The organism is Rhodococcus sp. WAY2 (assembly GCF_009859915.1).
GTDB classification, from domain to species: domain Bacteria; phylum Actinomycetota; class Actinomycetes; order Mycobacteriales; family Mycobacteriaceae; genus Rhodococcus_F; species Rhodococcus_F oxybenzonivorans.
The window spans coordinates 2,760,917-2,773,153 of the sequence record NZ_CP046572.1; the positions used below are offsets into that span (position 1 = coordinate 2,760,917).

The 12,237-nt window shown below is 66.8% G+C and carries 12 protein-coding genes; 7 read left to right on the plus strand and 5 right to left on the minus strand.

Going from position 1 to position 12,237, the window contains the following annotated elements; genetic code table 11:
* Positions 1-55: 55 nt before the first annotated feature.
* A complete protein-coding gene (gene metF / locus GFS60_RS12820; protein ID WP_159921699.1) occupies positions 56-1,060 on the plus strand; it encodes a methylenetetrahydrofolate reductase [NAD(P)H] in 1,005 nt (334 codons plus the stop codon).
* Here metF and GFS60_RS12825 read toward each other — a convergent pair.
* The 5 genes from GFS60_RS12825 to GFS60_RS12845 are packed head-to-tail and all read right to left on the minus strand — an operon-like array spanning position 1,053 to position 6,044.
* On the minus strand, positions 1,053-2,213 hold the full coding sequence (locus tag GFS60_RS12825; protein WP_159921701.1) for a glycosyltransferase: 1,161 nt from the start codon (positions 2,211-2,213) through the stop codon (positions 1,053-1,055). The genes metF and GFS60_RS12825 overlap by 8 nt on opposite strands.
* Complete coding sequence (locus GFS60_RS12830) at positions 2,210-2,932, minus strand: LppM family (lipo)protein (RefSeq protein ID WP_159921703.1); 723 nt, start codon at positions 2,930-2,932, stop codon at positions 2,210-2,212. Before GFS60_RS12830 ends, GFS60_RS12825 begins: the two co-directional genes overlap by 4 nt.
* A 31-nt stretch (positions 2,933-2,963) precedes the next feature.
* Positions 2,964-3,794 carry a carotenoid biosynthesis protein gene (locus GFS60_RS12835; protein WP_159921705.1) on the minus strand — a complete coding sequence of 277 codons (831 nt, stop codon included), beginning with the start codon at positions 3,792-3,794 and terminating at the stop codon, positions 2,964-2,966.
* On the minus strand, positions 3,791-5,380 hold the full coding sequence (locus GFS60_RS12840) for a phytoene desaturase family protein (RefSeq protein ID WP_159921707.1): 1,590 nt from the start codon (positions 5,378-5,380) through the stop codon (positions 3,791-3,793). Before GFS60_RS12840 ends, GFS60_RS12835 begins: the two co-directional genes overlap by 4 nt.
* A gap of 4 nt (positions 5,381-5,384) precedes the next feature.
* A complete protein-coding gene (locus GFS60_RS12845; protein WP_159921709.1) occupies positions 5,385-6,044 on the minus strand; it encodes a GNAT family N-acetyltransferase in 660 nt (219 codons plus the stop codon).
* Positions 6,045-6,097: 53 nt separating this feature from the next.
* Here GFS60_RS12845 and GFS60_RS12850 point away from each other — a divergent pair, with 53 nt between their 5' ends.
* From GFS60_RS12850 to GFS60_RS12875, 6 genes are all read left to right on the plus strand, one after another.
* Positions 6,098-6,682, plus strand: a complete 585-nt coding sequence (locus GFS60_RS12850; protein ID WP_159921710.1) for an SAV_6107 family HEPN domain-containing protein — start codon at positions 6,098-6,100, stop codon at positions 6,680-6,682.
* Positions 6,683-6,917: 235 nt separating this feature from the next.
* Positions 6,918-7,346, plus strand: a complete 429-nt coding sequence (locus GFS60_RS12855) for a DUF3040 domain-containing protein (protein WP_159921711.1) — start codon at positions 6,918-6,920, stop codon at positions 7,344-7,346.
* Between the two features lie 474 nt (positions 7,347-7,820).
* Entirely contained in the window at positions 7,821-8,252 is a 432-nt protein-coding gene (gene mraZ / locus GFS60_RS12860; RefSeq protein WP_109329258.1) for a division/cell wall cluster transcriptional repressor MraZ, read from the plus strand.
* Positions 8,253-8,450: 198 nt separating this feature from the next.
* Positions 8,451-9,467 carry a 16S rRNA (cytosine(1402)-N(4))-methyltransferase RsmH gene (rsmH, locus tag GFS60_RS12865; protein ID WP_159921712.1) on the plus strand — a complete coding sequence of 339 codons (1,017 nt, stop codon included), beginning with the start codon at positions 8,451-8,453 and terminating at the stop codon, positions 9,465-9,467.
* Positions 9,464-10,144 (plus strand): hypothetical protein, encoded by a 681-nt coding sequence (locus GFS60_RS12870; protein WP_159921713.1) that lies wholly within the window; start codon positions 9,464-9,466, stop codon positions 10,142-10,144. Before rsmH ends, GFS60_RS12870 begins: the two co-directional genes overlap by 4 nt.
* Positions 10,141-11,991 carry a peptidoglycan D,D-transpeptidase FtsI family protein gene (locus GFS60_RS12875; protein ID WP_159921714.1) on the plus strand — a complete coding sequence of 617 codons (1,851 nt, stop codon included), beginning with the start codon at positions 10,141-10,143 and terminating at the stop codon, positions 11,989-11,991. Before GFS60_RS12870 ends, GFS60_RS12875 begins: the two co-directional genes overlap by 4 nt.
* Positions 11,992-12,237 lie beyond the last annotated feature (246 nt).

Sequence of the window (12,237 nt, forward strand, 5' to 3'; positions counted from 1 at the left end):
AGAGGATCGGCGACGCGGTGGGCACACCCGGCGCGGCTGTACCTATGCTTGTCGGGTGACATTCGATTCCGTCAGGGGGCGGGCCAGCGAAGGCTGGGTGACCCGCACTCCCTCCATCGTCGACCGCATCCGGTCGTGCCGTGACGGTCGGGTGCCCTTCTCCGTCGAATTCTCGCCCCCGCGGGACGAGGCCGCCGAGGCCCGCCTGTGGCGCGCGGTGCGGGAGTTCGAACGTCTGGGACCGGCCTTCGTGTCCATGACCTATGGCGCCGGTGGCTCCACCCGTGACCGCACCGTACGTGTCACCGGTCAGCTCGCCGAGGAGACGACGCTCCTGCCCGTGGCGCATCTCACCGCGGTGTCGCACAGCGTCGACGAACTCCGGTCGATGGTCGGCGCCTACGCAGACCGCGGAATCAGCAACATTCTCGTCCTTCGTGGTGACCCACCGGGCGATCCGCTGGGCGAGTGGAAGAAGCATCCGGAGGGTGTCGAGTACGCCGAGGAACTGGTCCGGCTCGTGCGTGAGCTCGGTGACTTCCATGTCGGCGTCGCGTCGTTCCCGGAAGGTCACTACCGGGCGCCGGACCTCGACCACGACACCCGGTACCTGGTCGCGAAACTTCGGGCCGGCGCGGAGTACTCCATCACGCAGATGTTCTTCGACATCGACGACTACCTGCGCCTTCGGGACCGGGTCGCGGCCTTCGACGCCGAGCAGGGTGAGAAGCCGATCATTCCCGAGATCATGCCCATCACGTCCCTGCGGTCGGTGCAGCGCGTGATGGAGCTGTCGGGGTCCCGGCTTCCGGTCGCCCTGGAACGCCGGTTGAGCCGGGCGGCTGGTGACGGCCCCGAGGAGAATCGGGCCGCTGTCCGTGAGATCGGCATCGATGTGGCCACCGAGATGGCTGAGCGGCTCATCGCGGAGGGTGCGCCCGGCCTGCACTTCATCACGTTGAACTTCGCCCGGGCGACCAGTGAGGTGCTGGCGAGGCTGGGGGACAAGGTCGGATCGCGAACCGACCCTCGGCCGGTCACTCCGGCCCGCGTCAGCTGAGGGCACGCCCCTTCCAGCGGGTTCGTCCACGGTGGTGGGCGAGGTGTGACGAGATGATCAGTGCTGCGGTCGCCGCGACCGAGAGCGGGTGGGTCACCGCCCCGGCCACGTCCGTGGCGGTCGGCGACGCGCCACGCTCGAGCGTTCGTGCGCACAGTCTCGACGTCACGGCAGCGAAATACCCCACTGCACCCCATCGGCGCACCCGTCCACTGCCCAGCGCGAGCGCCACCGGCGGCACAAGATAGGCCAGACCGACCGCACCGACGGCTGCCACAGCCCCCGGCCTCGAGCCGAAGGCCGTCCACAGCCAGCGGTCGTATCCACTGCGGAGCGCAGTGGCGTTCTCGTACATCCGGCAGGTCGCGGCGCCGCCTGCGACGACAACGTGGGTGGAAACTCCGCGGCGTCGCAGCAGTCGGGCAATGTCGAGATCCTCGGTGAGACTGTTCACCACCGCGCCGTGCCCACCCGCCCGGCGGTACGCCGCGGAGTCGAAGACCATGAACTGTCCACAGGCGACGGCCATGGACGGGCGCAGCGAACGATTGCCGAGTCGCACGGGTAGTGAGGCCGCCCACGACCAGGCCAGAAGCGGCTGGACGGCGGTTTCGGCGATCGACCCGGACTCCTGGAACGGCCAGGGGCAGATCAACCCGGCCCCGCACTGGCGAAGCGCGGAACACGCCGCGGCCAGCGCGCCCGGCTGCAACCGCACGTCGGCATCGAGGAACACCAGCAGTCCGTCGCGGCGGGGATGGAGGGCTTGGGCGCGATCGTAGGCGCGGTGGCAGGCGGCGGGCTTCCCCACCCACCCGGGAAGCGGCTCCTCGGTGCTCCTGACGACGGTGAACCGCGAGTCGTCGGCGCACGCAGCCTCGGCTGCCTCGGCCGTGTCATCGGTCGAGGCGTCGTCGAACACGAGCACTCGGAGATCGTGGATGCCGCGCTGACCGGCCAGATCTTCGATGAGGGCGGGCAGTCGCCGGACCTCGTTGCGGGCAGGGATGCAGACCGTGACCGGTTCGGTGACGGTGCGGCGCGGCACCCGCAGACGCGGGGCCCTGCACAGATTGACGGCGGCGACGGCCATACCGGCCACCGACAGCACCGAACCGGTGCGGACCAGCTGCACGATCGGCGCAGGCGTCACACCGTCGACGAGTCCTTCCGGCGTCCACTGCCTACGGCCGGCTCCCTGTTGCGGGCCAGCCATGCCAAAGCCCCCACGATCACGGCCACGCCGAGCGTCACCCCGGCCATGATCCCCGCCCAGCCCGCGAAGCTCCGGGTGCTCGGGTCGGAGTAGCGCACCTCGGCGCGGATCGTCGACGTGTCACCCGCAGGCAGTTTCCACGACACGATGGAGTCACCCTCCCGCGTGCCGTTGGTCGTGGCCACCCGGGCCGGGAAGGCGATAGTGAACTGCACATCGGTGCCCTGGGCGGGAACCGAGCTGAGATCGGCCTTGCCTTCCAGGGTCACGAGGTCGCCGGTCCGGCGCAGCGAAATCTGGAAGCTGCCGGCGGCCTGTTCGGACATCGAGCCGAGTTGCTGTACGTCACCGAACGTGAGATCGCTGAAGAACGCCTGGGTGCCGACGTACCCGTCCTTCTTGTACTCCTGTACGCGAATCTTGCCCGACAGCGCATCGGGCGGGGTGAGCTGCGGACCCTTGTCCTGATCGTCTGCGGGTACGGCCGCAGCCACGATCTGACCGGAGACCCGGTCGTCGGCGGACACTCCCATCGACACCTGGACGCGCAGACAGCCGGCGAGCAACGGGACGATCAGGAGTACCAGGGCCGTCAGGGAGAGGGCCCGGCTCCGCGCGCGGGTGATGTTCGGGGCAGGGAGTGAGGGCGGCTGCACAGTCGTATCGTGCCAGGGGAGTGAACCGGTGTCAGGCGCGAGGGGGCGTGTCGGGGATCTCGGGTCGCCGGACCCGCGACCGCACGAGGACGATCAGGAGGGGAATCCCGAGAACTCCCATCGTGATCCACCCGTAGATCGCGGAGAATCGGAGTCCGGGTCCGTCGAGAAACACTGCGTGGGCCAGCGCCGAACCCAGCCAGGTCCATAGGAACAACGCGATCGGGACACCGTCCCTGTGTGGCGGCGTTCCGTGCGGTGCGGCGGTATCGGACATGCGGTGGTCGAACCATTCCATCGCCGCAGCCATGCTGGCAGCCACCACACACCATCCGACGTAGTTGGTCACCGGAATGTGCTCGACACCGGGAAGACCCGCATCGGTGACGCACCAAGTCCACTGACCGTCCGCGACCATCTGGGGGTCGAGATACAGATCCCATCCCACGACGCCGACCGTGGTGAGGACCATCCGAATCAGGTGCCGATATCTGCCCCCCGCCAGGAGGGAGGCGACGCACCACACCGGATAGAAGCCCGCTGTCCAGGCGAACGGCACCACGAGGGGGACACCGGCGAGTGCGGGACCGAGTCGGTCGACGCTGTAGTCGTAGCAGCCGTAGGGCACGCCGGTTGACGTCCCGACGACCTCCGAGAGCAGGCCGACACCCGCTGTCACCAGAACCAGAGCCGCGGACCAGCGCGGACCGCGGGTGAGGGCGGCATGCGTGATGCTCGCCGCGGCGAGCAGGAGCACGACGCAGACCGTCACCGCGTCACGGAGGTCACCGCGCACCAGAGGGTAGACAATCTGCGCCGCGATCGCTGCTGCGGCCGTCAGGGCGGGGATGCGCGCGGTCACGTCCCCGGCCACAGGCGGCGCAGTCGCGCGGTTCTGGAGGCGCGGCGTGCGTCGTGGAGCGCGACGTGTGCGGCGCTGCGCCCGCTGGCACCGGACACCCCACCGCCCGGATGCGTCGAGGCGCCGGTGAGGTACAGGCGTTCGGCTCCGGGGACCCGGTGCCCGGACAGTTCGGGAAGGGGCCGCCACATCATCATCTGGTCGAGCGACATCTCGACGTGCATCACGTTGCCCCCGATCAGCCCCATCTCCTCCTCGAGGTCCTGCGGTGACTGCACATGACGGTCCAGGATCGACGCCCGGACACCGGGGGCGAGTGCGTCGATCTCGTCGACGATGCGCTCGGCCTCGGCCTTTGCCAGGTCGCTCCACCGACGGCCCCCGCTGAGCCGGTAGGGCTGCCACTGCGACCACAGGGTGATCTGATGCCGACCCGCGGGCGCGATCGTGGGATCGAGGCCACTGAAGCTCATCCCCAGCACCGCCGGCCGCGGCGGGAGTTCCCCTGCGAGCGCGGCGCCGTGGGCGAGGCGCAGGTGCGCGCGATCGGACACGAGGAGCTGCAATCCGCTGGTCACCGAGGTGTCAGGGGCGCTCGGATAGGACGGCAGGGCGTCGGTCGCCAGCCGTACCACCATCCCGATGCCCGGTCCGACGCGGATCCGCCGGCGCCAGCTATCGAGGATCTGCTTGTCGTAGCCGCCTGCTTCGAGGAGATCGAGCGTAGTGAGCACGTGGCACCCGGCAATGACGGTCCGCGATCGTATTTCCCGCCCCGCCGATGTCCGGGTGATCCAGGAGGTCCCGTCCCGGCGCAGCGCGACGACCTTCTCACCCAAGGAAAGCACGCCGGAGTCGGCCTGCAACCGCGACGCCAGGGCCGCCGTCAAGGCGCCGCTGCCACCGACGGCACGGCCGGGCGGAAGGGTGTGCATCAGTGCCGCGAATCCCACCATCGGGGCGGTGCCCGGCTCGGACATCGGCGGCCCGGACTGGGCGCCGAACCATGCGAGTGCGGCCTTGAGCCGTTCGTCGTCGAAGAATTCGTCCAGCAGGGCGTCCCCCGACGCGAGGAACTGCCGCGACAGGTCGCTGCCGCCGCCCCCCGTATCGAGACCCCAGAACGACGACAACAGCGCGGGGGCGGTCGGCGGCCTGGTGAAGGCCCGCATCACGCGGGCGCTGCGCGGCCCCCACACGTCGACGAACCGCCGATACGCGTCGGCCTCGGCCGGTCCGCAGGATTCCTGGATGGACAGGCAGGTCGCGTCGAGGCTGCGCCGGAACACGATGCCGGGCCGGTCGGTACCCGCAGGTGCCGGGGCGAACGCCCACGGATCGCAATCCAGGTAGCGCAGACCGTGCGCCTGCAGGCCCAGTTCTTCGACGATGCCGGTGTGACGGATCATGATGTGCGCGGAGGATCCGCGGTCGACGCGGTGACCTGGAAACCGTTCCACTGTCGAGACCGCTCCGCCCGGTACGGTGTCGCGTTCGATCACCTCGACCGACCATCCCGTTCGAGCCAGGTAGCACGCCGACACCAGGGCGTTGTGTCCCGACCCGACTACCACCGCATCGATCATCGGGTCAGGTTAACGGTTCTTCTCCGGAGGAAGGCTTCTCGGTGGAAAGGCTTTCCAGTGGAAGGCTACGGCCGAGGACCGCGAAGGGACGGTTGTCGCCTGCGAACCGGAAGTGGCGCAGTACATCCCGGAATCCGAGCCGACGGTAGAGCCGCCACGCTCGATTGTTCTCGTCCGCGACCTCGGGGGTGGACAACAACACGCCGCGTTCGGGTCGGCGGTCGAGCAATCGGAGAAGGAGTGTTTCGCCGAGACCGTGTCCCTGGGCGTCGGGATGGACGTGGAGTTCGGTCAGTTCGAAATAGTCGTCGAGAATTGTGTCGATCCGGTCCCGGGTCCAGCCGGTGTGCCGCAAACCGGTGCGGACCTGCTGGTGCCACCACTGTTCGGGGGCTCCGCGGTAGCCGTAGGCCACGGCCACGAGGCGGTGAGTCGCATCGGATTCGGCGGACGGATCGGCCGGGACCACGGCGCCGACACCGCTCCACCCCGATCGCTGCACATGTTCGGTCCACATCGGCGCGCGGTGGTATTCCGTGCCGCGGGGATAGCCCATGGCGGCGACATAGATCGCGAGGGCCTCCTGGAGGCGGTCGCGGAACTCGGCAGCCGAGAGTTCGACCACGAGCGGTATCTGGTCAGCGTTCGTGTCGACCGGTCTCACCTTTCTCTTGACGACGTGTCGGTGGGTCCAGCTATATTGAATAGGTCGAACGGATGTTCGATAGCGGGGATCCGGCGATGCTCGAGGGAAGCGAGCATCGCCGGGACCCCGGCTCACGACAGGACTACGCCCGGCGGGGTGGACACACCGGGGTTGTGGAGGTGTTCGAAGTGAGGAACAACTCGGTTTCAGGACCGACCTCTGGGCCCTCGCGGCGACCGGGGGAGGTGCGTGCTCCGGCATCTCGGCGCGCCGCCTCCCTGCTCGACCGGGCTGACGCTCTTCTGTCGCAGTCGGTCGGCGCCGACTCGCCTGCGGATCGTTTTCACAGCGCGTATCTCGCCGCACTGCGCGGCGCCGGTGCCGTGCTCGCCGCTGTCGAGGGGTCCTCGCCGGGAGGTCGACGGACACGAACGCGTAACGCTTGGGTTCTCATGGCAGACGCCGCGAGCGACTTCGGCGCTTGGGCCGACTATTTCGCTGGGCACTCCGCCACTCGTGCCGCGATCGAGGCCGGGATGTCTCGTACGCTCACCGATCTCGAGGCGGATGAGTTCTTTGTCGAGGTGGGGCGGTTTTTGCAAGCGGTGGAAGACCACATCGGTCGCGGTGCAGACGTCGATCTTCGGGCGTCGTAGCTGCCCGTCTCGCCCGGAATCCGGGTCGGCCGCCCGCAGTGTCGGCGACGTAGTGAAAGCCCGGAGCAGGGTTCGGTGCGGGAGTCCGTAAGGTTGGTGTCGAACTCGTGCACCGAGTAGGTGGTACCGGGGTCGAACTGCTCGTATTATTAAATCTAGGTAGCCGCCAAAGTCGGTTACCCACCGCCTCGCACCGTGAGGCGGTGGCCAACACTCCAGTGCCGGGGGAGGTACCGTGCCACTCTCCGAGCACGAGCAGCGCATGCTCGACCAGATCGAGAGCGCTCTCTATGCCGAAGATCCCAAGTTCGCCTCCACTGTGCGAGGCGGTCGCATGCGTGCGGCATCGAGTCGTCGTCGTTTTCAGGCCATAGCCCTGTTCGTCCTGGGGCTGGTCCTGCTCATCGCCGGCGTCGCCCTGCCGATCAAGCCGGGTGGATTCCCGGTGATCAGCTTGATCGGCTTCATCGTTATGTTCGGTGCGGGAGTCCTCCTCCTGTGGGGTGGGGGAAAGAACAAGTCCCGACAGTCGTCGCGTGGCGGCTCGACCACGCCCGACGAGACCAAGAGGTCCGACCGGGGTAAGCCCCGGGGCGGACGAAAGAGTGGCGGGTTCTCGTCGCGAATGGAAGATCGCTTCAAGAAGAGATTCGAGCAGGAGTAGCAGAACTCACTTCGGGCGTTGGCGGCGTGGCATTTCGATGCCACGCCGCCAACGCTTTTTTGTGGCTGTGAACGCGCCCACGCCTCCCGCCGCGACTGGCTGGTGCTCTCAGTGAATGTCTCTGTGTGATCCCCGGCCCCCTACTCGCCCCACTTTCCCCCATTGCGTGCGGACTGATCGACGCGCGACTGCCCGGGACGTCGCCGTCGTCACCTCACCTGGCCTTTTGCGGCGTTCACCGCGTGCGCTGGCTGGTTCGTCCCATGAGTGGGCCGTGTTTGTGATCACTGTGGGAATTTTCCCCCACCTTCACGAATTGGCATTGACCAGCAAGTATCGAGCAAACAGGAGGGAAACACCCCTGCTTCCGCCTTGTCAGTGGGGGAAAGTGGGGTACTGTGGTGCGCAGCGGGGAGCCGAAGGTGAACCGCCCGGGCATGCGGCGTTCGATATGGACGTAGTGGGAGGTGTCGAGTGTTTCTCGGTACCTACACGCCGAAGCTCGACGACAAAGGGCGGCTGACGTTGCCCGCAAAGTTCCGGGATGCACTGGCGGGAGGGTTGATGGTCACCAAGGGTCAGGATCACAGCCTCGCGGTGTATCCCCGGGAAGAGTTCACCGCGCTCGCGCGCAAGGCCGCGGCAGCGTCGAGAAGCGATCCGGAAGCGCGAGCTTTCGTGCGCGGTCTCGCTGCCGGCACCGATGAGCAGCATGCAGATGCCCAGGGGCGCATCACCCTCTCGGCAGATCACCGTCGCTACGCAGGTCTCTCCAAGGATTGCGTAGTGATCGGTTCGGTCGATTTCCTCGAGATCTGGGATGCGCAGGCATGGCAGACCTACGTCGAGGAGAACGAGGAGAACTACTCGCAGGCAACGGGAGTCGCGCTCGGCGAGATCGTCTGAGCATGACCGCACGCACGCGAATGCAGCGAGGCCTCTGTCCGACGGAACCCTGACGCACTTCCCCAGCGCCAGGTTTTCATTTCGGGCAGGGACCTCGAAGCATTCGCACCGGCAACCGGCCGAGAAGAGAAGTTCGACATGTGGACTCCGGCTTCGGACATGTCCACCCGCACCACAGAAGCAGGAGCCGGAGGGATCATGGTGGATCACGAGGGGGAAGAATCCTCGCCCGCCGATGGCTTCGGCCATATCCCCGTCCTGCTGCACCGAGCAGTCGAACTCCTCGGCCCCGCGCTCACTCTGCACGACCCGGAGGGTGGGGGAGCCGTCATGATCGACGCCACCCTCGGCCTCGGTGGGCATTCCGAGAATTTTCTCCGGACGTACCCTCGGCTGAAGCTCGTGGCCCTCGACCGGGATCCGCACGCCCTCGAGATCGCCGGGGCTCGGTTGGCCCCGTTCGGGGACCGCGTGACCTTCGTCCACACTCGGTATGACGGCATCGAGAATGCACTCCTCGAAGCGGGACTTCCTCCTCGAGATTCAGTTCACGGCATCCTGTTCGACCTGGGGGTGTCGTCGATGCAACTCGACGAGTCCGATCGCGGTTTCGCCTACTCCATCGATGCGCCGCTCGACATGCGGATGGATCCGACTACGGGGATCACGGCGGCAGAGGTACTCAATACATACAGCCACGGTGACCTGGCCCGGATCCTCAGCACCTACGGTGAAGAACGGTTCGCGGGAAAGATTGCGTCGGAAATCGTCCGGCAGCGGGCGAAGCAGCCCTTTACGACGAGTGCGGAACTGGTCGAACTGTTGTATCGCGCCATTCCGGCGGCGACCCGCCGGACCGGGGGACACCCCGCCAAGCGGACCTTCCAAGCTCTTCGCGTCGAGGTCAACGGCGAACTCGATTCACTGCGAGCGGCGATACCGGCGGCACTCGACGCATTGACTGTCGGGGGACGCGTCGTGTTCATGTCGTATCAGTCGCTCGAAGACCGGGTCGTCAAGCAGGAGATCACTCCCCGGTCGAAGTCGAGGAGTCCGGAGGGGCTCCCTGTCGAGTTGCCGGGTATGGGGCCGGAGTTCCGCATCCTCACCCGAGGGGCGGAGAGAGCGTCCGAGCAGGAAATAGAAGAGAACCCACGATCAGCCCCGGTGCGCTTGCGTGCTGCAGAGAAAATTGCCAGGAGGTCGGCGGCATGACGGTTCAGGTGAATTCCCCCGAGGTACGGCCTGCACGTGGGGGTAACCGTTCGGGCGCTGCCCAGCGAGCGTACGAGCGGCGTACCCAGCGTGCGGCAGTGCACAGCGGATCGCCGACCGCCGTGGCCGGAATGAACCGCGCCGGTTCCCTTGCTGCCCGGATTCCTTTTGTGGCAACAATTCTCGGACTTCTCAGCTTGGGCCTCGCCGTCACTCTCCTGCTCACCACCCGCTCGGCGGAGGATTCCTATCAGCTCAGTGCTGCGCGGGAACACAATCAGTCGCTCGCGGAGGAGAAGGCGGCGCTGCAGCGGGATGTGGAGACGGCCAACTCTGCGCCGAAACTCGCGGAGGAAGCGGCCAAGTTGGGGATGGTTCCGGCGAACGATCCCGCTCGTCTCGTGGTGCACCTGGACGGAAGCGTCGAGGTGGTCGGGAAGCCGGCTCCGGCATCCGGGTCACCTGTGCCCCCGCTCGATGCCGCGGCCCCGTCCACCCAGGCGGGGAAGACGGTCGCGACAGCTCCGAATCGGGGCACGACCACTACGCAGGCGCCGCGCGCCACGCCACGACCCGGCAATAGCCCGGAGATCCAGGCCCGAGGTGAACAATTGGTTCCCGTGATGCCTTCGACCACTGCACCGACGACAGCACCACCATCGGGTGGTCGCCGGTGAACCGAAACGCACCGAGAAGTCGTCCCCGGCGCCCCAAGGGCGCCGGCACGGGGTCCTTTCCGTTCAGGCAACGGATCGGACGCGGGATGATGTTCGGAGCGCTCGGCCTCGCCGCGGTGCAACTCTTGTGGATTCAGGTCATCGACGCGCCGCAACTGTCGGCCGAGGCGGCGAATCAACGCACGACCACCCAGGTGGATCCGGCGCTGCGCGGGTCGATCACCGACCGCAATGCCAACCCCATTGCTTTCACCATGGAAGCGAAGGCACTGACTTTTCAGCCTGCGCGGGTCCGTAAGGAGCTCGAGGAGGCGCGCGCCAAGAGCGAGACCGCCCCCGAGGTCGATTCGAGGCTCGATGCCATTGCCAAGGAAATTCACGACCGCCTCGGTGACGCGGCGCCGGAGAAAGAACTGAAGGAGAAACTGCGCAGCGACGAGACGTTCGTCTATCTCGCCCGCAGTGTCGACCCCGCGATTGCCGCCGAAATCAGTGAGAAGTATCCCGAGGTGGGTCTCGAGCGTCAGGACATCCGCGAATATCCCGGCGGATCCCTCGCCGCAAACCTCGTCGGCGCGACCGGCTGGGACGGGCACGGGCTCCTCGGCCTCGAGGACTCACTGGACTCCACTCTCGCCGGCACGGACGGCTCCGAAACCTACGACCGCGGGTCCGACGGCGCCGTCATTCCCGGCAGTTGGCGTGACAAGCAGCCTGCGGTGGACGGGTCGAGTGTCGAACTCACCATCGACTCGGACCTTCAGTACTACGTGCAGCAGCAAGTGCAGATGGCGAAGGACAAGTCCGGCGCCAAGGATGCGTCGGCGGTGGTGCTCGACTCTCACACCGGTGAAGTCCTGGCGATGTCGAACGACAGCACGTTCAACCCGGCGATCGGTGTAGGCAATAATCCGAGATCTGTGGAGATGGGCAATCTGTCCGTCAGTACCCCGTTCGAGCCGGGATCGGTGAACAAAATCGTGACCGCCGCGGCGGCCATCGAGTACGGACTGACCACCCCCGACGAGGTCCTCGAGGTTCCCGGCACCATTCAGATGGCAGGCGTGTCGGTGAAGGATGCCTGGGATCACGGCGTGGCTCCCTACACTTCCACCGGGGTGTTCGGTAAGTCGTCGAACGTCGGCACGCTGATGCTCGCCCAGCGCGTCGGCGAGGACCGTTACGCCGACATGCTGTCGAAGTTCGGACTCGGTCAGCGCACCGAGGTGGGGTTACCCGGCGAGAGCGCGGGCAGTGTGCCGAGCCGCGACCAGTGGTCGGGCGGCACCTTTGCGAACCTGCCGATCGGCCAAGGTCTGTCGATGACGTTGTTGCAGATGACCGGCATGTATCAGGCCATCGCCAACGACGGTATTCGCATTCCGCCGCGAATCGTCCGGGCCACCATCGACGCGGACGGCGACAGAACCGAGACGGAGCGACCGGAAGAAATCACCGTGGTCAGCCCGCAGACAGCGGCCACCGTGCGCGACATGTTCCGGTCCGTCACGCAGAACGACACCGGCAACCAGCGCGGCACAGGGGTTCAGGCTGCTGTCGACGGCTACCAGATCAGCGGTAAGACGGGAACAGCGCAGCAGGTCGACCCCGCCTGCAAGTGCTACTCGAATTCGAACTACTGGATCACGTTCGCCGGGATCGCGCCCGCGGACAATCCGCGGTACGTGATCGGCATCATGCTGAACGCACCTACGCGGAGCGCGGACGGCACCGGTGGGCAGTCCGCCGCGCCGCTGTTCCACAACATCGCGTCGTGGTTGCTCCAACGTGACAGCGTCCCGATGTCCCCGGATCCCGGACGCAGGCTGGTGCTCCAAGCCGATTGAGCGATGGTCGGCCGAATCCGGCTTTCGGAACGGTCGCGGTAATCTGACACGTCGGCCGTTCAGTGGGCACAGTCGTTCAGTGAACACAGTCGCGTGAAGATGCCCAGGTCGCGCACTGTAGAGCCGTGCACGACGCCCGTAGTCAGTAGAGAGTCGACACCCGAGAGGAGCCCGGTGCCTGTTCCGTCCCGCCCGCAGTCGACGTCCGCGCCACTGAAGTCTGGAGAAGATCTGCAGTCCGGAAAA

Bases quoted from the DNA above. Each gene is read 5' to 3' on its own strand.
- GFS60_RS12840 (WP_159921707.1), bottom strand. From the start codon at position 5,380: ATGATCGATGCGGTGGTAGTCGGGTCGGGACACAACGCCCTGGTGTCG.
- GFS60_RS12850 (WP_159921710.1), top strand. From the start codon at position 6,098: ATGTTCGATAGCGGGGATCCGGCGATGCTCGAGGGAAGCGAGCATCGC.
- rsmH (WP_159921712.1), top strand. From the start codon at position 8,451: ATGGTGGATCACGAGGGGGAAGAATCCTCGCCCGCCGATGGCTTCGGC.
- GFS60_RS12870 (WP_159921713.1), top strand. From the start codon at position 9,464: ATGACGGTTCAGGTGAATTCCCCCGAGGTACGGCCTGCACGTGGGGGT.